Origin of the sequence: Pararcticibacter amylolyticus (assembly GCF_003130405.1) — a bacterium.
In the GTDB taxonomy this organism is placed as follows: Bacteria; Bacteroidota; Bacteroidia; order Sphingobacteriales; family Sphingobacteriaceae; genus Arcticibacter; species Arcticibacter amylolyticus.
Genome location: NZ_QEAS01000008.1, coordinates 106,953 through 131,156, shown reverse-complemented (window position 1 = coordinate 131,156; position 24,204 = coordinate 106,953). Strand labels below are relative to the sequence as shown.

Sequence of the window (24,204 nt, the reverse complement as noted above, 5' to 3'; positions counted from 1 at the left end):
GGCTACTATATGTTTCCATTGATACTGCCCCTTCCCTTCAGTCGGTTCCGAAGGTTTCTCAAACCAATTTTCAGGTGTGTTTTCAACGAATTAATGCTGATTCCCATAACATCTGCTGCTTCCCTGTACTTTTTTTCATTTAAATAAACAAGCTGAATAGCCTCTCTTCTCTGAACGGGGAGCTCATATAAAGCTTCTTTTAAATTCAGTAAATAATCGTCTATCCCGTCTGCCATGTCCGGATGCTTCCCGGCATCCAGGTAGTAAACATCCTGGCGCTTTCGCTCCGTCTCTCTATTTCGTATTCTGTTAAGAGCTTTGTTCCTGATGGCTACGTAAAGATACCCCTTCATATCTTCATCCAGTTGCATGTATTTCTTTTTCTCCCAAAGATCAATAAAAAAGCCCTGCACCAGGTCCTCCGTCTCTTCCTCATCTTTTAAAATAAAAAAGGCTGTTGTAAAAACAAACTTATAAAAGTGCCTGAAAATCAAATCAAATTCTTCAGAACTATCTTCCTGTGATCCTTTTGGCGTATTATATGGGAGAATACTCATCTGTATAATAGGAATTATTGGTTGATCCAAATATACTAAATCGATTTAAAGATGCAAAAACAAAGAACACAATGGCTCCAAGTAACCAGGTTCAACGTACTCCTGAATGTCTGTTTGCAACAGATCCCTGTAAAAAGATGAGAAATATATAAAACCGGTAACTACAAAGCTTGTTGCTTAAAGACAATGTTAATCAGAACTGACAATTCCGGATATTAATTATGAGCAGAGCGTTTGTAAAAGAAGGCGAATATGATCAATTGAAAGATGTAGCACCGAATATGGCATCCCTGATGATTTATCTGAAACGCGAAAACGGAGCGCCTGTCCGTGAATTGTACACAAGGTTCAGCGACAAGTATCAAAAAGATGTGCATGAAATGAGCGACGGATTAGGCTATATGATCAATGACGACCATCAGTGGCAGGTTGTCCTGGATTGACCTCTCTTAAAAGAAAAACCGTTACAAAGGCTATTCCTTTTTCCATTTCATCTCAAACTCCTTTTCCTGTGTAGGCTGGTCTGTCGTTTCAGATGTAATCCTGAATCCTTCTGACTGGTAGAACCTCACACCTGTCGTATTCAGTTGTTTCCATAGCACTCACGTTTTTCTTCCAGTACTTTTCGGGGATAACATGATGCGCCTGAACAGATGCCCGCAGCCAAATATCTATAAGCGTTCCAATATCCTCACTACAACCCTTTCTGATCTTTATCATAGACAAATATGTCAATAAAGTTTCTTACAGAAGCATTCTAAACAGGATCTGGCAGCCTCTTATTGTCCGGCTGTTTGTACTAGCGTAGTAAGCTGGTCAATTTTGTCTGCCAGTGCTTTCTTTTCAATGACAGACTTCGTAAATCGCAGAGCCTGCTTATAATGCATTATTGCATAACCGGTATTCACCCCACTGTATAAAAACCCCATCAAGCCATGGTAATAACTGTTGCTGCTAAGGTTGAGCTTTTCGGCCTCTTTAATTGCACTTTCCTTTCCATATACTTTACCGAAAGCAAACAGGCGATTGATCGCGGTCACGGGTGAATACTCCAGTACAATAAGCCGGTTGTACAATTGCAGAATGTGGGGCCATTTTTCGTCCCTGGTGGTGGTATGCCAGCAGGCTATGGCCGCTTCAATATGATATTTTGATTCCTGTTTTTCAGAAAATGCCTTTAAAAGATAATAGTTGCCTTTCTCAATAAGAAAGCGGTTCCATAACCTTCTGTCCTGGTCCTCATACAATACCGCTTCTCCTGTATCGCTCGTACGGGCGTCCAGCCGTGAACTTTGAAAACACATCAGTGCAAGCAGGGCATTCACCTGCGGCATATTTGTCAGTTTGTTTTCTACAAGCAACAATGTGAGTCTCATGGCTTCAGAACATAAATCTTTACGGATAAACTGATTTTCGTTTTGCGAAAAGTAGCCTTCATTAAAAAGGAGATACAATGTCTTTAAGACGGTGTCCAGTCTTGTACTAATTTCGTCCTTTTGCAATTTCCTGAGCTGAAATCCGTCGTTCCGCAAGTTTGCCCTCGCTCGCTGAAGTCTTTTTTTAATGGTCTCCATATTTGAAAGAAAGGCATTTGCCATTTCCTCCACACTAAAGCCACAAAGTATTTGCAAAGCAAGGCAGACTTGTGCAGACTGGGAATTCACGGGATCACATACTACGAAAATCATGGCTAGCTGGCTGTCTGCAATGATCTCATCACTGAATTCAAATTCATGCCCGGATATCGCTTCAGCAGGCTTTAATGCATCCTTCACCCTCGTTTCGAAAAGCTGACCGCGCCTCAGGTGATCTTTCGCTTTATTTTTAGCAACCGTATAAAGCCATCCGGCCGGGTTTTCAGGAACACCATGTACCGGCCAGTATTCTGATGCCTTCAGGAACGTCTCACTGGCGATATCTTCAGCCAGTTCAATTTGCTCCAAACCAAAATAACGGCATAACACCGCCGTCATTTTGGAATATTCCTGACGGAAGAGATGTGGGATCAATTCTGCATTACTATTGCTCTGGGTCCCTTCCATTACACGTCTTTCTCTGCTTGTTTTAACTGTTATCGTCCGGAGACACGATCTTCCTCACTTCTACATTACCGCCAATTTTAAGGATCGGGCATTCGCTTGCAATAGAAACGGCTTCTTCAATAGTATCAGTCTTAACAATCATGTAACCATTAATAAACTCCTTTACTTCTGTATAAGGTCCATCCGTGACTATATCTCCGGGCTTAACGGTTTTCCCTTCCGACATCGAGAGCCGGTTGCCCTTATCGGCAAGTTTGTCCTGAGCCGCCACACTACCCATCCAGCTCATCCAGTCGGTCATCAGTTGCTGCATTTGCTCTGGCGAGGGCTTAAACCCCTCGGTTACGCTGTTTCTGAAGATTAAAACAAATTCTTTCATCTTTTATTTTTTTTGAAATTCATGTTAATAACGGTTGGTCTCTTTTTTAGGGGACAGATTTCCAGTAAAAATATTCAAAAAAACACTTTCCTTTCCAGGCTCGCACAAATCTTTTGAAAAACAGATTTTCTACAGAATCCGGGCTTATCATTGACGGACAAATAGCAACCATGTTTAAGTCTTTTTTCCGCGGCAGATATAGCATACTTTCCGTCATAATTGTATTTTTCATTTCAATTTCCTTTCTGCTCAGAACCGGATTACTGCTGAATTCTCTTTCGAAAACCGGATTCACATTTTGGGGAATATTGCATATCTATCTGCGGGGGGTTATATATGACTTTGCAGTCTCATTGTTCTTAACAGCACTTTATAATGTTTACCTGCTTTTTCTTCCGTCGAAATGGGGAAACACTCTTGTGAACAGACTGATAAGCTACCTGTATCTTTTTATCATATTATCTATAAGTTTCTTTTCGTTCTTTGCCGAAATAACTTTCTGGCAGGAATTTGAAAGCCGCTTCAATTTTATAGCGGTAGATTATCTTGTTTATACCTATGAGGTCATTCATAATATAAATGAGTCATACCCTCTCCCCCTTCTTCTGACAGCTCAATTTACCCTGGTACTAGCCGCTATCGTGCTTTTCCGCAAGACAGGTATATTTAAACAGGCGTTCCACTCCGATTTATCTTTTAAACGAAGAATTCTTGCCTCGGGTAGCTTGTTTATCCTGACGTTCGCTTTACCGCTCTTTTTAAGTAATTCGGATGCAGAAACCAGTGACAACCGTTATGAAAATGAACTTGCGAAAGCTGGTATCTATTCTTTTTTCGCTGCTTTTAAGAATAATGAACTTAGCTATACTGATTTTTACGCTTTGCTTCCTAAGCCGAGCGCCTATAAGATTATCCGGGACGACCTAAAGCCTGAAGACGGGTACTTCCTTTCAGATGATTATTCCATAAAACGGGTAATCCATAATTCTGGCCCTGTATTCAAACCTAACGTGATTATGATTACGATAGAAAGCATGAGTGCCGATTTTATGGAACACTTTGGAAACGGGCGGCATTTAACTCCCGTCCTTGATTCTCTCGCAGAAAATGGCATGTTGTTCAGCAACATGTATGCAACAGGCACCCGTACGGTGCGCGGCATGGAAGCACTTTCGCTGTCGGTTCCTCCAACTCCGGGGAGCAGTATTGTCAGACGTCAGGGAAATGAAAAGCTTAACACTACAGGACATATTTTCGAGGAGGCGGGATACGTCAGCAATTTCTATTATGGCGGTGACGGCTATTTCGATAATATGAATCAGTATTTTGGGAGCAACGGCTATACGATTACTGACCGGGGCAGAAATGTTAAACTTGGCGACAACTATCGTACAAGAAGAACACGTATTAGAGACAGCGAAGTCCATTTCGAAAATGCGTGGGGAATATGTGATGAAGATCTTTTTAACGCAGTTATACAGGGTTCAGACGCTGACAGTAAAAAAGGCAAGCCTTTTTACGATTTTGTGATGACCACATCCAATCATCGTCCCTTTACTTTTCCTCTGGGAAAAATACAAATGCAGCCTGGCACAAGGGATGCTGCGGTAAGATACACAGATTATGCCATAGGCAGTTTTCTGAAAAAAATAGAGAAAAAACCATGGTACAAAAATACGGTGATTATTATTGTTGCCGATCATTGCGCAAGCAGTGCGGGTAAAAACGAAATAGATATCAGCAAGTACCATATCCCTTGTATTATGTTAAACGTCCCCGGGGTTAACCAACAAGTCTTTAACAAAATATGTTCCCAGATAGACATTTATCCGACACTGTTCAGCTTGCTTCACTGGACCTACGAAAGCAGCTTCTATGGAAAAAATGTACTGGACAGTCGTTATGTCCCCCGTGCCTTTATGGGAACCTACCAGAAGTTATCTTACCTCCGGCAGGATAGCCTGGTCATTCTCAGCCCCCGGCAAAAGGTGGAAACATATTTGTATGACAGGCAAAACGATGGGCAAAAACCACACATATTACCAAAGTCCCTTACAGACATGGCGATCGCCAGCTATCAATCCGCTTACGATTTATTTAAAAGCGGAAAACTACACCAGAGCATACAATGTAAGAATTGTCGTCCGGACGCCGCCAAAAACAATTTCATCCTATACAAAGAAGAATAAAAAGCTAAAGGAACTTTCTGCGGCAAGCAGAAAGCCAATTTCTGTATTCATTATTTGAATTCGTCTGCTAAACTCTTCCTCAGGTCGTACATAAGCCATTCTTTATCCAGAACATTCCTCCTCTCCGCCCGTAACAACGAGATAAAGTCCTTTATCCCCAGGGGCTCATTGCCATTCCCATGAATCAAAACGATACTTCCATTGGTCGCTCTTTGTCCTTTTGCAAGCCATGCATCGCTGCCCACAGGTATTAAACCATAATTAGTTACCGTCTCTACTATTTTCCGGTCTGATATCAAGCCCGGAAATCTGAAGAAAACGGAAGGCATTAAACCCGCCCTAAGCATCTTCAGTTCTGTTTCAAGAATTTCAAAAGGGATATCCGTACCTGGCTTTAGCAGGAAATTGCTATCCAGCGGAACTGCTGGATTGAAGTAATGATTATAAGTATGATTGATCCATGTTAAAGAAAGATCACCGGACCTTTCCAGGTCTTTCAGCCATTCGATATCTCTTGAATGGGTCGCCAGGAATTTACCGGTCACTGACAAAGCGAGAGGCACCGGCCGTTCTGACTTCTTAAATTCAGCAATAAGAGCGGTAAATATTACCCGGTCGAGAGGTTTGTGAGAGGGACACAAGTCAATGGTTAGCGTCACCCCTTTTTCCCGGGGAAAGCCATGAGTAATTCCGGCATCCTGGATTTTTACAGATTGGTTCCGGGCATTAATAATGGCTTTAATATAGGGAGTACGTGCAAATTTGGATAACACATCTTTCCATCGTAAAGGAGTTAAAGCCACCCTGTCAGCGGGGAGAGTCACAGTTTCCAGAGAGTAAGGATTGACAGCGATATATCCTTTCCGCTTGTCAAAACTAAATTCCCTGGTGATAAGAAGCTCCTTTCCTCCGTAATATGTATCACCAAAGACAACAGTGTAGTTTTTTATTTCCTCCTGCGCATAAACAGGGGCAGACAAAATGAACAATGTTTGAAGAAGCAGTGCATAAATTATTGCGCGGCGCATATTGTAATCTTTCCGGGGATTATTACTCTGACTGGCATTACCGGAACAACAAAGCTGCGAAATTATTCAGACTCCTCCTCCATGTAAGCCATTCATGTGCAGTTTGGGGAGATTCATAATACACATACCTGATCCCCTGCTTGTTTAACATGTTTCTGAATGCTCCTACAGACCCTGGAAATGGCACCGGCTCTTTTGTCCCTAATCCAAGCCATAACAGACGGAGTTTCTTATTGATAGCTTCCCCATCCTTAAATTTCCCACTTAAAAATATGCCGGGGTCAATTTCATCAGCGTCAGGATAATTTGATGTACCACTGAAACCGCCATAGTAAGAAAATCGATCAAGATTGTTCATCAATATCCTCATCGTTTGATTGGCTCCCATCGAGAGGCCGGCGATCGCCCTGTGCTCACGATCTGCAATTGTACGAAACCGTCTGTCGATCATTGGAATCACTTCGTTCATCAGCACCTCCTCGAAGTTTGAGGCTCCCTGTGCGCTGCTCCCCTGTCCCTTGTTTTCATCCGGTTTAAACGCATAACCATTATCCATTACTATGATCATGGGTTTTGCTTTATTCTGAGCGATCAGATTGTCAAGGATCAGGTTCGCTTTACCCTGATTAGCCCATCCTGTTTCATCTTCAAAACTCCCGTGCTGCAGATACAGTACCGGAAAACGGGATGTATTGTCTTCATAATAAATTGCCGGCGTATACACGAAACATCTTCGCCATGTCCCCGTTAGCCTCGAATAATAGATATTTTCAGAGACGAGGCCGTGAGGGATGTCTTTCAAGGCATAAAAAACACGATCGTGAGCCGGTATCTCGATCCCGCTGCCTAGTCTTCCGGCTCCGTAAAAACAGAGGCTTCCCGGATCGGGAATCGCTGCACCATCTATAATAAGCTGATAATAATGGAAACCCTCGTCCTGCGGGAGGGACTCGCCTGTCCATATCCCTTTTTCGTCTTTTACCAAATCATAACGCTTGCCGCCGATATCCAGCTGTACACCCGAAGCCTGAGGAGCGGAAATGCTTACCCGCACTCTCCCTTCTGCATTTACCTGCGGAAACAGTTTTCCGCGCTGGTTCGTTTCCGCAGGTGTAAACTCCGTCATAGACAACGGCAGGCTCGTCTGAGCTAAACAGATCTGGGTCAGAACTACGGTTGACAGAGCAATAACGGCATTCCTGAAATTCATTTTGGTCAATTCATTTAGATATCACCACCGTTTAGATGGGCAAAAAACGGGAACAAGCGTGTTTGCATGTTCCTGTTTTTCTTAAGAAATTTAGTTAAATAACAGTGGAGCTAATTCCCGCAGGCTTCTCCGCCATGTCAAAAATTCGTGAGCTGTATTCTCCGAAACATAAGAAACTACATGATAACCTGCTTCTTTCAGGGTACTGACTGCATTTAATACACCTTCCGGGCGCTCTTTGCTACCACAGCTTAAGAAGATTAACCTCGGTTTGGCTTTGTCTTTCAGCTCCTCCGGTTTAAAAATTCCTCCGCTGAGGAGGGCGTAATAGCCAAACAGATCTGACTTATTAAGTGTTATGCTATGCGTCTCCATTCCTCCCATTGAAAGGCCGGCCATAGCGCGGTTCTCCCTGTTGGCAACTGTTAGAAAATTATTATCTATATACGGAATAAGCTCATCTGTAAGCACTGTCTGAAACTCATCGATCTTAAAACTCCTGATACTGCCCCACTTGACTTCATTGGTCATACCATAAGTCATAACAATAATAAACGGCTTAACCTTTCCTTCTGCGATCAGGTTATCCATAATCAGGTTTGCCCGGCCCTGGTTGCTCCAGGCAGTTTCATCCTCTCCCCATCCATGCTGTAAATACAATACAGGATATCGCCGGGAACTTTTCCCATAGCCGGGAGGAGTGTATACAAATGCCCTGCGCGACGTATTGGTGCTTTTTGAAGGAAAGAGAATTTGCTGTACATGACCATGGGGAACAGCTTTCAGCGCATAAAAGTCCTGGTCCTTTGCCGGAATCTCAATTCCGCTCTCCCAGCGTGTAGACCCATAGAAGTTTAGTGCTCCCGGATCATTGAACACTCCACCGTCAATTGTCAGATGATAATAGTGAAATCCTTCGTCCATTGGTCCGGCAGTGGTGCCGGTGAAAAAACCATCGGAACCTTTGCTCAGCCTGGTACCTCCCTGACCGCCAAGTCCAAGGCTCACCCGGATGCTGTCTGAATGTGGCGCGAAGATCCGGAAACGCGCATATCCCTGCGAATTTACCTGAGGGTATTCTTGTCCGGGTTGGTTCAGGGGGGACGGCCTGAAATCTTCATTAATACTGCCCGAACTGGTTTGGGCATGGCAGAATGTGCATGCAAATGCGACTGCCAGAATAATGGTCATACATTTTAGGTTCATTGCTATTTTTTCTTTTTAACAGGTTATCGTTTAATTTCAATGACCTAAAGATAGTAAGAGAGAAAGCCCGGGAATGCTTAATTTGTACAGTTTTATAGCATGAATGTCTAATATCTAAATGTGTCGATCAACAAACAGACATCCCTAAGCCAAATCGTTGCTATTTGATAATTTCCAATAAAGGAGCATTGATTTTTCAATATCGCAATTTTCGGATTTTTTAAGGAGTGCCTCTCTTCCATCTTTGCAAAAAAAGATTTAAAAACAACACCATGCAAAGATTTAAAGATCAATTCGCACTCATTACAGGTGGAACTAACGGAATGGGTTTTGCAACAGCACAAAAGTTCATCAGCGATGGCGGCCATGCGATCATTACAGGACGAAGTGAGGAAACCGTTCATAACGCGGTACAACTACTCGGCGAAAAAGCTTATGGATTTCCATCCAATGCCGGAAAAATGGAAGATATAAGGGATCTGCCTGAACAGGTTAGACAAATCACGCCAAACCTCGACCTGCTCTTTGTTAACGCTGGCTATGGAAGGTTTGCATCAGTGGAAAACACCAGTGAAGAGCATTTCGACGAACTGTTCGATATGCTGGTAAAAGGAACATTCTTTACCGTTCAGCAAATTCTCCCATTTATGCGGGAGGGCAGTTCCATTATTCTCAACACTTCATTTGTCACCACAACAGGAATGGCAAATTTCTCTGTATATACGGCTGCTAAAGCAGCAGTGCAGTCGTTTATTAAAACTTTTGCCTCCGAATTAACAGGAAAAGGTATCCGGGTGAATGGTGTCAGCCCGGGCCATATCAAAACTAATATCTTCAGTAATACCGGGCTGAGTACAGAACAGATCAGCAGTGCTATCCAAAGCATTATTCCATCTATACCATTTAAAAGATTGGGAGAGCCAATGGAAATCGCAAACGCAGTTTTGTTTCTGGCTTCACAGGAGGCCTCCTACATTCACGGAACAGAATTAACGGTAGATGCAGGTATATCGGTCATCTCTTGATCCTCAAACAATGCCCTGCTTAATACGAAATCAGCAGGGCATTCTAATGAGCGCTTTTACTTAACTCTCCTCTCGACCACAACTATAAACCTAAACATTTGTATCCGTAGTAAAAGATTTTTCTGCAGGGACAAATGTCCTTTCTAATGTGATGAATCTAATGAATTTTTGCTTCAGAAAATTTATAGTTAAAGCAATCCCCTTTTGTGGGTTCGATGTCCAGGTTTTATTTAAAATTATTTTGAATGAGTATGTTTAAGATCTTTAAAAGCGCTATCAACAATCACTACTATTTTTATCTGAAGGTTGCAGGCAATAAGGTTATTTTAAGTAGCGAAGGATACACATGTAAATACAGTTGTATGGAAGCAATAAACTCCATAAAAGCAGAAGCCTCTCTTGATCATCGTTATGAACGGCGCAATCAGAACTTCGATCATTATTCCTTTAACCTTAAAACATCCCGCAGCGAAATAATCTGCAGCAGCGAAAATTATAAAACAAGTGAAAGGCGCGAGTATGACATTGCGCTTGTAAAAACAGCAGCCCCCCAGGCCGCAGTTTTAGATTATACCGTTTAAGCCCGTCCTTTACCAGGTAGATTGGCACAGGCGGTCTACCTGGCGGCACCAACATCAGATACTGCCCCGCACTTCCTTCATTGCTCTGTTCAGACTTCTTATAGTAATCCCTAGATAAGCAGCCATGTCTTCCTTTGAAATATCGAGTTCCTGTCCGGACTGTAACTGCAATAATTTCGACAGCGAATATTCCGTTGTATAAAGCTGCTGATAAGATGCCCGGCTCGCAGTATTCACAATACGTTCGGCAAAAGCATTCAGCAACAACTTGTTCATTTCAAAATCACTTTTCAGTAAATCATGAAAATAGGGAACTGATATTGCATAGACGGTTACCTCGGTTATCGCTTCGACGCTGCATATACAGGGAATGTTGCGGATTAATTCTATCTCACCAACAATTTCTCCTTTTCCCAGAAATTCAAGAATATATTCTTTGTCGTTTTCTTCTGTAAAGAAACATTTCGTTATACCATCCTTAATCAGCATTATTTTAGATGGTTTCTCATTCTGTATCAGAAGCTTCTTCCCTGCCGGAAAAGATTTAACGATAATATTTTCCCTGCGTTGCTGCGCTTCATAGAGCTGCTCTATGTGCTTCAAAAATGATTGATTGGTACGTAACATATATCAGCCGGGACAAATGTCCTTTCCAGTTTTACTGATCATAATGAATTTTGTTACCGGAAATTTACAAAAGTTAACGCTAACAGAACAACACCTATCAGTTTACAAAGAGAAATTTTTAGTTTATGAGAACATTAATCGAAACAGAAACCTGGAACAGGAGAGAACATTTCCTATTTTTCTCACAGTTTGAAGAGCCTTTTTTTGGAGTTACCCTGACTATAGATTGCAGCAGGGCCTACCATCTTGCTAAAGAAAAGAACATACCGTTTTTTCTTTATTATCTCTACAAGGCACTGAAGGCCGCCAATGAAACTGAAAACTTCCGGTACAGGATTGTAGATAAACAAGTATATGTTTATGACCAAGTGAATGCCTCACCCACTATCGGCCGGTCGGACAATACCTTTGGTTTTGCCTACATGGATTACGAGGAGGATGAAAACACCTTTTATAGGAAAGCAAAAGAGGAAGTCAGGCAAGTCAGCACTTCCAGAGATTTGTTGCCCGCAACTTCAGGAGAAAATGTCATTCACTTTTCGGCTATTCCATGGCTGGATTTCACAGGTATCTCACATGCACGAAAATTTTCTTTCCCCGACAGTTGTCCGAAAATTTCTTTTGGTAAAGTAACGGAAGCGAACGGAATAAAAACGATGCCGCTGTCCATACACGTACACCATGGATTAGCGGATGCTTATCATATCGGACTTTTTGCAAGAAGATATCAGGAGCTGTTAAATGAATCATAAGATATCCCGGAGAGGAAATGAAAACTATCCTGATTGACCACCCGCTTATCTGGTACATTCCTATTATGGACACTATCCGGCAATGCAAGTTTCCTGATCTTTGACCGGGTTTGAAACGGCTGATTTTTTATTAAAAGAAAAGCCTGCGAATGCTCTTTAATAGTAATTTAGAATTTCAAATCCGATCAGATGAAAAGCAATCACACGAAAATTTACAAAATGTCATTTGCTGGCGTTTATCCTCATTATATACAAAAGGCAGAGAAAAAAGGACGTTCCAAAGCAGAGGTTGACGAAATCATATTCTGGCTGACGGGTTATGATGCGGTTTCCTTACAGGAACACATTGATAATAAAACCGACTTCGAAACATTCTTTGCGCAGGCCCCCCTGATCAATCCCAATGTTTCAAAAATCACAGGCACTATTTGTGGCTATCGTGTAGAAGATATTGAAGATGAACTCGTGCAAAAGGTACGCTATTTAGACAAGCTGATTGACGAATTGGCTAAGGGCAAAGCTATGGAAAAGATCCTGAGGCCGTAAACGTCCGGAAATTGCTCACGATACTGGTGAAGCAAGTGCCTTTTTCCGCTTCCTTATCCCCGCAAGGTAGTATACCGTCAAACAAAGCAGCAATGAAGCTATCAGATAACGGATCACCATATCATTCTGAGTAGAAATTTGCCCTACCGACGCGATTACAACACTGGCTGCAGACGTAATAAGGTACACCATGCCGCCCAGCAATCCTCCGGCAATGCCGGCATTGGAGGGATAGTAAAGCATTGTATCTGTGAAGAAAACATTATAAAGAAACCCGGAGCAGGTATGGATGAAGAATGCAAACAACACAAAGCAAACCAGGTTTTCCGACGCCATGCCCCAAAGCAGCAGCGCTCCTATCAAAACTAGCTGCAGCGATGAAGCCGCTACAGCTTTTCGCGTGAAATCAATATGGCTGAGACGCTTGCCCAGAATCCCGCCCAGCATCCAAGAAAGACCAAAGACAAGTGTACAATACCCGACCACTACAGAGTTGTAGCCAAAACTCTTCTCCACCACGAAAGGACCGGAGATGTTGAATACCAGCACGACTGCATAACTTAAACCAAGGATAATAATACCGAGGATGAACAATCGATTGCCTAGCATCATCCCATATTGGGCAGCAACCTTCCTTATATAAAAAGGCTTTTTTTCTGAAATAGTCTCTCCACTGTATATAAGCTCCAGGATGAGCAGAATTCCGGCATAGAAGGAAAGAAAATAAAAATTAGCCTGCCAGTGAAACAACTGCTGCAGATATCCGCCCAGGAACGGGGCCAGGATCGGCCCGCACGACCAAACAATAGTAAAATAACTCAGATAATACTTCCTTTCCTCCCCTTCGTAAAGATCAACAAAGAACGCACGCTTGGCAACTACAAGTAGCGCAGTGGCAACACCTTGTCCCACCCGCAAACTGCATATCATCACTGCTGAGCCGGAAATACTGATCAATATATTAGAAACCATCAGTATAGCAAGAGAAAAAAGAGCGACCCGGTATCTGCCTATACTGTCGAGCAGGCTGCCAACAAAAAGTTGGGATACGCCATAGCTGAGGAAGAAAAGGGTGAGAGTAAGCTGGATCTGGTTTTCAGGTACATTTAAGCTTCCCGCCATAGAAGGCATGGAAGGCAAATATATATCGGTAATAAAGCCTGAAAGCGGAATGGATGTGAAAGCCAGTATGGTGGCAATCTTTCTCCTCTCTGGAGAAGCTGATCTTAACATGATGGAATTATGATTACAGAAGCAAAAATATCTCCCCGCCGGTTAATAACATTTAACAATTCAAAGGAATAATTGCAAAAATCAAATGTTCGCAACTATTCTTTTCCGGTAACGGAGAGGTGTAACACTTGTATTTTTCTTGAAGAAATTATTAAAATGAGCGGGTTCCTCAAAACCAAGACAATAGCCTACCTGAGATATATCCCATTGAGTATTGAGCAGCAAGGCTTTCGCCTCATCCAGTATATGGTCGCGAATCACGGCAGACGTAGTCTTTCCAAAGGCATTCCTTATTACATAATTCAAATGATTTACATGAACATTAAGCTCACGTGCGAAGTCTGAAGGAGATTTCATCATCAATGGATTTGCAGGAGAATCCAGTGGAAACTGGCGTTTCAGCAACTCATGAAATCTAACAGCGAGTTCGGGTGCAGAGGACTGGTTTACAGTGTCAGTCTGTTTACCTTCCACACGCGACAGTACAGTATGCATAAGCAGACCGAGAAGATGCCTGATAATATCATTCTTATATACATAAGAAGAAACCGCAGCTTCCATCATCTGTTCGAAATAAGAAGAGATCAAAACCACTTGCTCTGTATCTAGAAAAAGGACGGGATTACTGTCCTCTCCAAAGAGCGATGCCGTTCTGATTATTTCGTAGTCCTGGTATCCCTTAAAGAACTGCTGATTAAAAAGACTGCAATAGCCCGTCTGATCGTCGGACAAACATGTCCATAAATAGGGCACCGACGGGCAGGGCATAAATAATGCAGGCTTGTCTATCAGAATCGTCTGATCCTGATAAACGATTTCTCCCTGACCCAGGATTAAGGTAAGTTTATAGAAGTCGCGCCGGTTATAAGGTGTTCTGAATCCGCAATGTTTTCTCGGGAAAATATTAAAGTGCGATCTGCCCTCCTCCACTCCTTCTGTACTCAAAGGAAATATTATATGGCGTCGCCCCCTATAAAAATCTGATAACGTTTCAATGCCGGAATTCATACAATGTGATACGGGACAAAAATAAAGTATTCAATTATCTCCGCGGCTCGCGGCTCCCTTATATACCATATTATTGCTTTAAAATGATCCAATGATACGTGGAAACTCTCAGGCATCAGGTGCTGCGGCTAAAAGCGGAAAACTGGTGAGGATTTGCCACAGGTCAGGGCAAAAAAAAGCCCCCGTGTGATGAGCACTGCGGAGGCACCTAAACCTTATCAATACAAAAGTAAGGAATATTTCTGAATTGCAAGTTACAACTTGTAATAAAAACAGCAGAATTTAAAAAACACGTATTTATACGTTTCGCTGACTTATAAACAGGATATATCAGCTTAAGAACAAGGGCACAATATGCCTCTCGTAAAGATTTTCAGTAACATTAGCTGCAACTATATCCCTGTATTTCTTCAGGGCAGCATAAAAACGTTCGCTCCTTTCTCCGGCGAGTTTGTAGGCCACATGAAGCAACTGACGGAAGTCGGCATTAAAATCCGGGTTATCCTGGATATGGCGAAGCGTGTTAGCAAACTTCCCTCCACTCCATTCATTTACCTCTTTTATAGAAGGAAGCCTGCTTTCATTTACATCAATTACCGCTGCATAAGGACCGCACAACTCATCAAAGCGCCCAAGTGCGCCCGCATAAATCTCCTTAGCCAGGTCCAGGGCTTCATTACCAGCTTCAGCCAACCCGATCATCTCTTCCAGCCAGGTAGTCCCGGCAGTCTTCAAATGGATTCCTGTATTGTGTTTTCGGATTAACTCACGGATCGGCTTGTACAAAGAAAACTTATCACTTCCCGAGTGCACACTCAACTTTAGATTTTCTGGCAGGCCAAATTCCTGAACAGCAAATCGGATGACCTGGATATCATCTTCAAACTGTTTAACAAACAGCTGAAGGTCACCCACATAATCAACTCCTTTATTAAACCGGCCGGTAAACTTTGGTGCTATAGTCTGTGCTTTAACGCCATAATCAGCCAGCGCACTTAAAATAAAGAAAAGTTCCACAGGGGTCTGCGGATCATTCACCTCATCCATAGACACCTCGGCGATAAAATTATCCTCACCTTTCACATCTGCTATATGCTTATAAAGCTTTCCAGCCTCAATAGCCGCCGACAAAAACTTTGCAGCTATCTCCTGAAGCATATCTTCCGGGATTGAATACACCTCATCAATACCCGGTATAGAAAATGTCCCGGTATACTTCTTTCGGCGTTCGATAAAAGCATTGATATCGTCATCAGACGCCGCCTTGCCAATGTAGTCAGCCACGTCGAGTGTAAAGAAATCCGAACTCTCCACAAAATCATCAACAGTAGCCATTGTAATATGATCTGCATCAACCCGGTAAGGCCCATTCCAGCCAAGTGCCTGCACGGCCGCATCTGCTTCTGCACGCAGTTCAGCCGGCTTGGTTTTAATTGTTTTATGCTCGCGGTTTGATTTATTCCAAACAGGAGTAATATCAACTCCCCGTTCCTTAGCTTTCATAATTGCTTTCAACTGAGCTTCGCCCTGATGCGCAAAACGATCGCCCATACCAAAGGAAAATTTTTCTAGTTTCATATTGCCCTCCGCTTTAATGTGTGATTTAGACATTACAAGCCTAATGACCAAATATAGCCAACGCCCTTTCCAATATTCGCCCGGCTCTGTCCGGCTGGAGTAAAAATTACTTCTATCAACAAGGTTTTTACCTCACCGTGATAGATACGATGCTATCTGGTGCTTGTAATTGCTCTGCCGGTAAGCAGTATATATAAAATTATTTTTCTCACTAATACCGCTTTACCGAAATCAGGCAATAAAAATTTGCAGAGTTAAGTCAAGTTTGTACTTTTGCCCCCGGAGAGTTGGCAGAGTGGTCGATTGCGGCAGTCTTGAAAACTGTTGAACTGTGAAAGGTTCCTGGGGTTCGAATCCCTAACTCTCCGCTGAAAAGGCATCCGGAAAACCGGGTGCCTTTTTTGATTTGGAAAGGGATGAGAACAGAAGCATGGGCCTGGGGTTCGAACTCTCTCATTGCGGCCATGAGTATGGGGTCTGCAGGTCGCAATAAATCCCTAACTCTCTGCTGAATGGGCTGAAAAGTTTTACTCTATAGATTGCAACTTTTTTTTATTTACAGCCAGATAGTTATGGTAAAACAGGGGATCAATCCGAAAACCTGGTATCTGATCAAAAAACTGTACACTAAGCATTTTCATGAATCGCTACATATAAAGAAGTCGATATTTCTGACGCCCCTGAACTGGCTTCTGAGTCCTTCAATACCCAAAAAACTCTTCAAACGAGCGCCGGAAGATGGGTGCAGATCTTGCCTGACGAAGACAACGGCCATACTCTACTTGAAAAGTTTTTGGATCTACGACGGCAGTACGCTTTCCCTTGAAGAACAAGATGAAACCGCAGGACAGATCCTGGGCTATCAACAGGAAATAAGTTGCTAAAGACGATCAGCTTCAGGGCTTGACTGTAAACCTGATTAAAAAAAAAGCTTGTTTTGATTTGATGAGTATTGGGCTAACGATCTTGTTTATTATTTCGAGGTCGATACAGTTTGCTTTCGGCTATTGTCTTCAAGCGCTTTCTTTCGAAGTTGAAAAATATCAAGGTGCCGCTCGCATAATTTTTTGATCACAGACAGTTTGTCCTTTTTGATCGCAGCGCTAAGTTCTTTTTTGACCTCGGAATTCGTTCGGGCCGTTCCCCATATCCCCAACTCTATAACGACCGGAATTAATCCCACACCTTTTTCTGTAAGACAGTAAGCGATCCTCGGCTTACCAGGCACCGGGTACTTTAAAAGAATGTCTTCAGCTAGCAACATCTTCAACCTATCGGTTAGAACATTGCTGGCTATCCCCTCTGCGGATTGAAGAAAGTCACCGAATGTATTTTTTTCATTCAAGACGATATCGCGAATGATCAGTAGCGTCCACTTATCGCCAACAAAATCCAGGCTGAAACTGATAGGACACTCAGAACGTTTTTTTATCTTTTTCATATGATCTGCATGCAGATTACCGCTTGTAATAAACAAGCACAAAATTAAGAAATATTCCCCATCAAAGATGAATTACTAGTTTTATTTCAATTTATCACTTGCAATTTAAAAGTGGAATAACTTATATTTGCACTTGCAATTTACAATTAAAAGTAAATAATTAGACTTAATTCTTCTGAAATGAATGATCTTTTAAAATTTACGATCCAAGCCCATGGCGGTCTGGAAAATTGGAACAAATACGATATAGTTTCCGCCAGATTGAAAGTTGGTGGCATAACCTGGGCGTTAAAGCAAGTGCCTGGCATTATGGATGACATACATGTAACATCTGGTACGAGATCCGAGTACACGTCATTCCATCCATTTTTAAAACAGGGATGGCGCAATTCTTTTGAACCAGGAAAAGTAGCTATCCTGGATGAACAAGACAAAATTGTAGATCAGTTATATCACCCGCGTCAAAGTTTTGGCGGATACGTCACAGAAACACCCTGGTCTAAGCTGCAATTAACTTATTTCACAGGTTATGCGATGTGGACCTATTTCAATGCACCATTCTGTTTTGCAGGACCGGATTACGCAGTAAAAGAGCTTGAACCCTGGACCGAGGATGGCGAAGAGCTTAGACGTCTGCATGTCACATTTCCGGATCAGATCGCCACACATAGCAAGGAACAAGTCTTTTATATCGACAAATCGGGATTGATCAGACGTCACGATTACAATGTAGAGATACTGAATAATGCCGCATCCGTACATTATCTAGCCGATTTTGTTGAAGTAGCAGGTATAAAATTCGCGACTAAGAGACATGTTTACAAAAGAATGGAGGACAATACAGCCCTGATTCCGGCTCCGCTTTTTATTTCAATAGAGTTAAGTGAAATATCGCTTTCCTAAAGCAGCATGTTATAGATCGGCCAGCGTTACGGTAATGCTGACCGGCATCACCATTTAATCCAGTCATTATGTTTACGAAACCCCATGAGGTCCACTTACGTTGGTCGGATCTGGATCCCAATTTCCACTTAAGACACAGCAGTTATTATGACCTGGCCTCACAGCATCGGATGGATATGCTGAATTCATACGGTCTAACCACAACCGTGATGCAAGAGCAATACTTTGCGCCTGTCCTGCTTCGTGAAGAATGCATTTTTCATAGGGAGATACGCGCTGACGACAAGATCCATATCCGATTAGGTTTAAAAGAAGTGATCAATGAAGGGACCAGATGGACACTTGTCCATCAATTTACAAACTTCAACAATAAACGGATGGCCGAACTGACGGTTGATATTTCCTGGCTGAATCTCAAAACAAGAAGGCTTGCCCGTCCTCTGCCGGAAATTGTAAAAGCGTTATATAATTCGATCATGAGCGAGATCGGATGATGCTTTAACAACGGCTCTATATTAACTAATTGAAATGATTATTACCGCTCATTCTTAAAAACAACTATTGAACAAACCGCTGCAATCAGGATACCAATACCATACAGCTGAAATGCCCTGTCCAGACCGATATTGACGATCAGGCTCAATACCAGGCTTCCCACGCCATACCCTACGAAAAGGGAAAAAGCAAAGAGCCCTGTAGCCGTGCCTTTTTTGGAACTGAATGTAGTGACAATAGCAGCAAACAACGGATGGGATAAGTCAAATCCTAAAGACAGTAATGCAACTAAAACATGGGACGCGGCAAGGCTTAAATTCTGACTTAGCAGCAGCACCGTAACTCCGCTTAGGGATAAGCCTACAGGTATTATCTTATTTCTTCCGTAGCGGTCGGCAAGCCTGCCCAGCAATGGTCCCAACAGAAGCCCCGGAATACCATAACCTAATAAGGCAAGACCGATCTGAAATTCGTTCAATCCATAATTCTTGTAGAAGAAATAACCCAGCCAGGCGAAAATACCACTATGGAACATTCCATTAAATAATACATAAAAATAGGTCCGCCTTGCCCTTCCGGCCGACAAAATATCGCGGATAGACAGCAGAATATTATCCTTTGTTTTTGCCACGGCCTCCGTTCTTGCAAAGATGTTTTTTTGCTGCATCAATATCAGGGCGAAAATAACCAATCCAATAGCTGCAACCCCGGCAAAAAGCCATTGCCAACCTATAAGAGAAGTGACTAATGCCCCTGTTGTAGCTCCAAATGCCGTACCACCCGCCATGGAGCCAAAGAAGATCCCCAGAGCATGCCCCCGCTTTTCATAGGGATAAGTATCACCGATCCAGCTAATGGTTGTAGGAGCAACACCGGCAGCACCGATCCCCGTCAATAATCTCAGGAAAATCATCTGGTTGACTCCGTTTACAAAAGCAGTAGACAACGTAAATACACAAAACATAACAAGGCTGAACGCAATGATCCGGGACCTGCCAAAACGGTCGCTGAGTGATGCATACACCAATGTGAACAACCCGTACCCGAGCAAGTAGGCAGGTTCGATAAAACTGACGTGACGGACAGTAGTTCCGAATTGTTTAGAAAGCATTGGTAGCAACGGCGCAACCATAAAGCCCTGAAAAAAGATAATGAAAGTACCCAGTGATAAAATATAGACCGGCAGCATGGATACATTTGCGGCCGTTCCGCCGCCCTTATTTAATTCGCTCATTCTTTTCGTTTTTTAATGGCCCAAATTTGGGGGAGGTGAAAAGAATACGGCTTACACCTATTCGGGTAATAATTGGACTTTTTATCGATTTGGTGTATCTAGTGGTCTCCGCATCAGCTGGAGGATATCATCCCGGTAAGCTGTCGGTGTTATTCCCGTCATTTTTTTAAAGAACCGGTTGAAATAAGCTGCTTCGTTGAACTGCAGCAGGTCTGCTATTTCTGAGACCTGCAAATCTGTATGTGTGAGCATGCTTTTTGCCTCCAGCAGGATCTGTTCATGGATATGGTACAATGCAGTGTGTCCGGTGTATTTTTTGATCAGGAAATTCAAATGACTGGGCGTAAGGTGTAATTCATCTGCGATATGTTTTACAGTTGGCTTTCGTTCTTTTCTTCTGCCGGGGGCATCGATAGAATAACTATCCAATACGTTTCTGAACCTGACCATAAGGGACGCCTGCTTTAACTGAAAATCTGTTTTTGCATCTTTATCTTTATAGTACAGACGCCGGATCTGAATAAGCAGCACCTTTAACAAGGCTTTTATCATCTCAAAATTATCTCCATGACCGGATTTCATTTCTGTGAGCAACGTTTCTGCTGTTTGTGCTATCGTATCCATATCTTTCTGCGACAACCGCAAAATTGAATTGGCCCCGTTCATGAAGAAGGGAAAGTCTTTTTCAAACGTGGGTTTTAGTGGGTCGATTCCGGCAAATTCTGGCGTAAAACAAACAAGGTAGCCGTATATGGTTTCCACTCGCTGCCAGCTTTCTATTTTACCAGGATAGGCAAAATAGATAGAGTTTGAGGATGTACTGACGGTTTCGTCAGGCAAGAGGAACCGAAGCCCGGGTGTTTTGCAAATTACCAGCCGGAAAAAATTCCCCCGAAAGAGCGGCATAAACAACAGCTTGCCTTTTGCATGGTCTTCCATCCGCATAGTGGTAAAAAAATCATTCTCCGCCTTCCCTATCCGGAAAGTATTGTAGAAGTCGCTGATTTTATCGAGCCATGGAATAAAGACTTGGGTATCTCTTTTTGACATATATTCAGAAAACTTTCCAAAGTTAAAGGAAGATCACTGCTTTTGTTCTTTTTGTTCCTTCAAAACCACACTGCTTCTCTTCCAACATATCTCAAAAAGCCCGGTAAGGCTATACGCCGGATTTAATATATGACATGTAACTAAAGTTTAAATTGATATTCTTCCCCGGGGAAAGATGTAAAAAACAATCGGGACATTAATTATCTTGTGCGGCAAATCTCAATGATGGAGAATATAAATATAAGAGAGGCAGAGCAATCTGACAATGAGGCATTGGCCAGGCTAATTAGAGATATTTTTGTAGAATATGACGCCCCCCGCGAGGGCACAGTATACTCTGACCCTACTACTTCAGACCTGTATGAACTTTTTAAAACAGAGGGCTCAGTACTGTGGATAGCTGAAATCGAAGGAAATATTGCCGGGTGCTGTGGCATATATCCAACACAGGGACTTCCGGAAGGATGTGCAGAATTGGTGAAGTTCTATCTTATGCCAACTGCACGCGGAAAGAATTTAGGTCAGGCACTTTTCAACCAAAGTATAAACAGTGCCAGGGAAATGGGATATAGTAAATTATATCTCGAAAGTCTTCCCGAGTTTTCCAGGGCTGTGAGCATGTATAAGAAAATGGGGTTTAAATCATTGAACGAACCCCTTGGAAATTCCGGACATAGCTCCTGTAATATATGGATGCTACGGGATCTGTAAAAGAAGATCAATTTACCCGCCAACGCAGATTGTGCCGAAAGGAAATGATAGCCAGCTTATACATATAACCGGGTATCGGTATTATGACACCCGGTTATATTATAACAGGTTTTTAGTATTCTGATACACTTACCTCTCCCAAAACGATATATTGTTGTGGTCCCTGCAAACCTGTCACCCTGAAATAACGGGACGGAGAAAGTAGCCTCATGTCAAATATTTGTTCGGCATCATTAAACCTGTCAAAGCTGAAGGTGCCCTGGTCCACCCAGGTTAATTTATCCTCACTCGTCGAAATCTGAATTTTGTCCGGAGCTCTGTCATCTCCTTTCATTCTCCAAAGGCTCAGTCTCTTAATTGTCCGGTTTGTTCCCATGTCAACCGTGAAGAAATGGGGATAATTTCCAGCTCCTACCTGCCCATGCCATCTGGTACCCGGATCTCCATCAATGATATTTACTACCCTGTTCTCATCACCCGGATGTTCACTGTCAAAAGCTACTACCGACCAATCTCTCTTATCTATAAAATACGGGGCGGTTTGAGCAGCTGTATAAAAAGTATCAATAGAGAGAGAATCCGGCAAATAAACGGTCCTGTATTTAATCGTTGAACTTGTACGCCCAAAATCATATATCTTCGACACTTGCTCCTTTGTAGGGAAACGCCTGGTAACCAAACTTCCCTGGACGTTTACGTATTCAACTTCGGTAGCATAAGCACCGCCCGTCGTATCCGCTGAAGCCCAGCTGAGATTAAGCTCATTATCCTTATTCAGCAAAACTGAGTTCAATGGTCGGGCCAGCATAGTGCTCTTGTATTTATCTCCATATACATTTCCTGAAACTTCAAGAATAATAGAGCTGTTTCCCATCGCGTCGTATGTACGCACTGAATATGAATAGAACGCTTCGGGAAGATCAACAAAGGTGTATTCAACTGTATTCTTACCCTTCATATCTACCTCTACTGAATCCGAAAAATTATTCCAGAAAATTCTTGCCTTTACCGCATTAGCATCACTGCCCCGTAAGAAGGAAATCTTAGCCCTGTTCAGTCCCCCGTGAAACTTCAAAGAAACGGGAGCTCCCGGATATTGCCGCCCTCCTTTTACAACGAAATTCTCATATGTGCTATCCATTTTTTTGCAGGATACACTCATGCAAACAACTACGGTAATTAACACGATACTATAAAATCTTAATTTCATACTATTCATTTAAAAATTACTTTTTTTCGCCAAAGAAACTTAACTCTGTAATCCATACCTGTATATCTCCTCCCCATGTATCCATGACTTTTATCCTGACATATCTGTACGGTGGCGGCGTCTCGGTTAATTCAAAATCTTCGCCCTGGGTGAAGGCATAATCAACATCTTCCGTTGTTGCACCAGAAGGTTTCCTGGAAGGCTTGGTAGAGTCAAATGTTCCTAATAACTGCCAGTTAGACCAACCGCCGTCAATGTCAGGACTATTCGATCCATACAATTCGAATCTTTTTACATTTCCGCCTGTGTACGTATAGGGCGAACCCCGCTGATGCATCTTCATTCGGCTAAGGGTATAGGTCGATTTTAAATCAATAGTAAACCACACAGGCAGCGGTTTGGTCCGTTTCGACGCAAAAATCCATATATCTACAAGACCATCCCACATCCGGCTCATAGGATAAGAGTCCGCAGTCGGTTCCCAGCTATCTGTAGGTAATTTTACCATGTCATATGGCTTGGCAACAGGTTGCTCAAAATAAGGAGTTAAGGTCTTTTCAAGAGTATCGGACTTGTTATTCCACCGGTCCCTTAAATAGACGTAAAACTTCTTTTCAGTTGCCGAAAGGCCCCGCACAGCATAAGACGCTTCAGGCGAATTCGTGTAAAAAGTCCGTAGCGGGAACTTAATACCATTTCCAAGCGTGTCTGCCTCTATTACTATTGCCAGGTTTGCTTTATAAGCATTTTTTAACTTCACTTTTATCCCCCCGAATCCGGGTTCAATGGTTAGATCATTAAATGCAGAATATACAGGAGGCGTAAGAGGCTGTACCATAACTGTAGCCGGCTCCGATCCTTTCTCATTTCTTCCTACCCCATATACTTTTACCTCATATTGCTTTGTATCTCCAAATCCTTCCAATCTTAAGGTATCTGTGTAGACGGATGATTTCGCTTCTTTAAAAACTCCGGGTTGTATCTCATATACAGCACGGACATAAGAAAGATTGGGGTCTGCAGGTATATCGTAGGTAAGAATAGCTCCGCCGGGCGTGCTGGTTACCTTAATATTGTCAACATTTCGTGGTGCAGGAGCATCAGCGTCGAAATGATCCAGCCTCTCTTCCTTTTTACAACCATAAAGAATCGCCAAAAGAAAGCATATAATCGTCGTGAATTTACTTACTTGTTTCATT

The 24,204-nt window shown here is 42.6% G+C and carries 25 protein-coding genes and 1 tRNA gene; 10 read left to right on the top strand and 16 right to left on the bottom strand.

Annotated features, from left to right (window positions below; all coding sequences use genetic code 11):
* Positions 1–5: 5 nt before the first annotated feature.
* A complete protein-coding gene (locus DDR33_RS11135) occupies positions 6–557 on the bottom strand; it encodes an RNA polymerase sigma factor (protein WP_109415867.1) in 552 nt (183 codons plus the stop codon).
* Positions 558–778: 221 nt separating this feature from the next.
* Between DDR33_RS11135 and DDR33_RS11130 the strand changes: the two genes are divergently transcribed.
* Complete coding sequence (locus tag DDR33_RS11130) at positions 779–1,000, top strand: hypothetical protein (protein WP_109415866.1); 222 nt, start codon at positions 779–781, stop codon at positions 998–1,000.
* A 30-nt stretch (positions 1,001–1,030) separates the two neighbouring features.
* Here the strand turns inward: DDR33_RS11130 and DDR33_RS26865 are convergent, their stop codons facing one another.
* From DDR33_RS26865 to DDR33_RS11115, 3 genes are all read right to left on the bottom strand, one after another.
* Entirely contained in the window at positions 1,031–1,159 is a 129-nt protein-coding gene (locus DDR33_RS26865; protein WP_262509936.1) for a GNAT family protein, read from the bottom strand.
* Between the two features lie 177 nt (positions 1,160–1,336).
* Complete coding sequence (locus DDR33_RS11120; RefSeq protein ID WP_109415865.1) at positions 1,337–2,599, bottom strand: RNA polymerase sigma factor; 1,263 nt, start codon at positions 2,597–2,599, stop codon at positions 1,337–1,339.
* Between the two features lie 22 nt (positions 2,600–2,621).
* Positions 2,622–2,978, bottom strand: a complete 357-nt coding sequence (locus tag DDR33_RS11115) for a YciI family protein (RefSeq protein WP_109415864.1) — start codon at positions 2,976–2,978, stop codon at positions 2,622–2,624.
* A gap of 419 nt (positions 2,979–3,397) precedes the next feature.
* Between DDR33_RS11115 and DDR33_RS11110 the strand changes: the two genes are divergently transcribed.
* The gene (locus DDR33_RS11110) at positions 3,398–5,167 is read left to right on the top strand and encodes an LTA synthase family protein (protein ID WP_238387762.1); all 1,770 of its coding nucleotides are present in this window, start codon (positions 3,398–3,400) and stop codon (positions 5,165–5,167) included.
* A gap of 50 nt (positions 5,168–5,217) precedes the next feature.
* On the opposite strand, the gene DDR33_RS11105 is transcribed toward DDR33_RS11110, so the two are convergent.
* From DDR33_RS11105 to DDR33_RS11095, 3 genes are all read right to left on the bottom strand, one after another.
* Positions 5,218–6,195: a polysaccharide deacetylase family protein gene (locus DDR33_RS11105; RefSeq protein ID WP_109415862.1), complete on the bottom strand. Its 978-nt coding sequence runs from the start codon at positions 6,193–6,195 to the stop codon at positions 5,218–5,220.
* A gap of 37 nt (positions 6,196–6,232) precedes the next feature.
* Positions 6,233–7,405 carry an alpha/beta hydrolase-fold protein gene (locus tag DDR33_RS11100; RefSeq protein ID WP_109415861.1) on the bottom strand — a complete coding sequence of 391 codons (1,173 nt, stop codon included), beginning with the start codon at positions 7,403–7,405 and terminating at the stop codon, positions 6,233–6,235.
* A 90-nt stretch (positions 7,406–7,495) separates the two neighbouring features.
* Positions 7,496–8,611 carry an alpha/beta hydrolase-fold protein gene (locus DDR33_RS11095; RefSeq protein WP_109415860.1) on the bottom strand — a complete coding sequence of 372 codons (1,116 nt, stop codon included), beginning with the start codon at positions 8,609–8,611 and terminating at the stop codon, positions 7,496–7,498.
* Between the two features lie 272 nt (positions 8,612–8,883).
* On the opposite strand from DDR33_RS11095, the gene DDR33_RS11090 reads away from it, so the two are divergent.
* Both DDR33_RS11090 and DDR33_RS11085 read left to right on the top strand, forming a co-directional pair.
* The gene (locus tag DDR33_RS11090; RefSeq protein ID WP_109415859.1) at positions 8,884–9,636 is read left to right on the top strand and encodes an SDR family oxidoreductase; all 753 of its coding nucleotides are present in this window, start codon (positions 8,884–8,886) and stop codon (positions 9,634–9,636) included.
* A 245-nt stretch (positions 9,637–9,881) separates the two neighbouring features.
* Complete coding sequence (locus DDR33_RS11085; RefSeq protein ID WP_109415858.1) at positions 9,882–10,217, top strand: YegP family protein; 336 nt, start codon at positions 9,882–9,884, stop codon at positions 10,215–10,217.
* A 54-nt stretch (positions 10,218–10,271) separates the two neighbouring features.
* On the opposite strand, the gene DDR33_RS11080 is transcribed toward DDR33_RS11085, so the two are convergent.
* Positions 10,272–10,844 (bottom strand): Crp/Fnr family transcriptional regulator, encoded by a 573-nt coding sequence (locus DDR33_RS11080; RefSeq protein WP_109415857.1) that lies wholly within the window; start codon positions 10,842–10,844, stop codon positions 10,272–10,274.
* A 125-nt stretch (positions 10,845–10,969) separates the two neighbouring features.
* On the opposite strand from DDR33_RS11080, the gene DDR33_RS11075 reads away from it, so the two are divergent.
* Positions 10,970–11,596: a chloramphenicol acetyltransferase gene (locus tag DDR33_RS11075; protein WP_109415856.1), complete on the top strand. Its 627-nt coding sequence runs from the start codon at positions 10,970–10,972 to the stop codon at positions 11,594–11,596.
* Positions 11,597–11,785: 189 nt separating this feature from the next.
* The gene (locus tag DDR33_RS11070) at positions 11,786–12,142 is read left to right on the top strand and encodes a DUF2200 domain-containing protein (RefSeq protein WP_109415855.1); all 357 of its coding nucleotides are present in this window, start codon (positions 11,786–11,788) and stop codon (positions 12,140–12,142) included.
* Positions 12,143–12,157: 15 nt separating this feature from the next.
* On the opposite strand, the gene DDR33_RS11065 is transcribed toward DDR33_RS11070, so the two are convergent.
* From DDR33_RS11065 to DDR33_RS11055, 3 genes are all read right to left on the bottom strand, one after another.
* Positions 12,158–13,375, bottom strand: coding sequence for an MFS transporter (locus DDR33_RS11065; RefSeq protein ID WP_109415854.1), 1,218 nt, complete (start codon positions 13,373–13,375; stop codon positions 12,158–12,160).
* A gap of 81 nt (positions 13,376–13,456) precedes the next feature.
* Positions 13,457–14,320 carry a helix-turn-helix domain-containing protein gene (locus tag DDR33_RS11060; protein ID WP_202913717.1) on the bottom strand — a complete coding sequence of 288 codons (864 nt, stop codon included), beginning with the start codon at positions 14,318–14,320 and terminating at the stop codon, positions 13,457–13,459.
* Positions 14,321–14,713: 393 nt separating this feature from the next.
* Complete coding sequence (locus tag DDR33_RS11055) at positions 14,714–15,961, bottom strand: tagaturonate epimerase family protein (protein WP_109415971.1); 1,248 nt, start codon at positions 15,959–15,961, stop codon at positions 14,714–14,716.
* A 281-nt stretch (positions 15,962–16,242) separates the two neighbouring features.
* On the opposite strand from DDR33_RS11055, the gene DDR33_RS11050 reads away from it, so the two are divergent.
* Positions 16,243–16,329, top strand: a tRNA-Ser gene (locus tag DDR33_RS11050).
* 605 nt (positions 16,330–16,934) lie between these two features.
* Here the strand turns inward: DDR33_RS11050 and DDR33_RS11040 are convergent.
* Positions 16,935–17,402, bottom strand: a complete 468-nt coding sequence (locus tag DDR33_RS11040; protein WP_109415970.1) for a winged helix-turn-helix transcriptional regulator — start codon at positions 17,400–17,402, stop codon at positions 16,935–16,937.
* Positions 17,403–17,582: 180 nt separating this feature from the next.
* On the opposite strand from DDR33_RS11040, the gene DDR33_RS11035 reads away from it, so the two are divergent.
* Positions 17,583–18,305, top strand: coding sequence for a hypothetical protein (locus tag DDR33_RS11035; RefSeq protein WP_109415851.1), 723 nt, complete (start codon positions 17,583–17,585; stop codon positions 18,303–18,305).
* A 68-nt stretch (positions 18,306–18,373) separates the two neighbouring features.
* Positions 18,374–18,799, top strand: a complete 426-nt coding sequence (locus DDR33_RS11030) for an acyl-CoA thioesterase (RefSeq protein WP_109415850.1) — start codon at positions 18,374–18,376, stop codon at positions 18,797–18,799.
* A gap of 41 nt (positions 18,800–18,840) precedes the next feature.
* Here DDR33_RS11030 and DDR33_RS11025 read toward each other — a convergent pair whose 3' ends face one another.
* Positions 18,841–20,034, bottom strand: coding sequence for an MFS transporter (locus DDR33_RS11025; protein ID WP_109415849.1), 1,194 nt, complete (start codon positions 20,032–20,034; stop codon positions 18,841–18,843).
* Positions 20,035–20,115: 81 nt separating this feature from the next.
* A complete protein-coding gene (locus DDR33_RS11020) occupies positions 20,116–21,084 on the bottom strand; it encodes a helix-turn-helix domain-containing protein (protein ID WP_109415848.1) in 969 nt (322 codons plus the stop codon).
* A 222-nt stretch (positions 21,085–21,306) separates the two neighbouring features.
* Between DDR33_RS11020 and DDR33_RS11015 the strand changes: the two genes are divergently transcribed.
* The gene (locus tag DDR33_RS11015; RefSeq protein WP_109415847.1) at positions 21,307–21,795 is read left to right on the top strand and encodes a GNAT family N-acetyltransferase; all 489 of its coding nucleotides are present in this window, start codon (positions 21,307–21,309) and stop codon (positions 21,793–21,795) included.
* A gap of 112 nt (positions 21,796–21,907) precedes the next feature.
* Here the strand turns inward: DDR33_RS11015 and DDR33_RS11010 are convergent, their stop codons facing one another.
* Both DDR33_RS11010 and DDR33_RS11005 read right to left on the bottom strand, forming a co-directional pair.
* The gene (locus tag DDR33_RS11010; protein WP_158280709.1) at positions 21,908–23,005 is read right to left on the bottom strand and encodes a DUF4998 domain-containing protein; all 1,098 of its coding nucleotides are present in this window, start codon (positions 23,003–23,005) and stop codon (positions 21,908–21,910) included.
* 16 nt (positions 23,006–23,021) lie between these two features.
* Positions 23,022–24,203 carry a DUF5000 domain-containing lipoprotein gene (locus DDR33_RS11005; RefSeq protein WP_109415845.1) on the bottom strand — a complete coding sequence of 394 codons (1,182 nt, stop codon included), beginning with the start codon at positions 24,201–24,203 and terminating at the stop codon, positions 23,022–23,024.
* Position 24,204 lies beyond the last annotated feature (1 nt).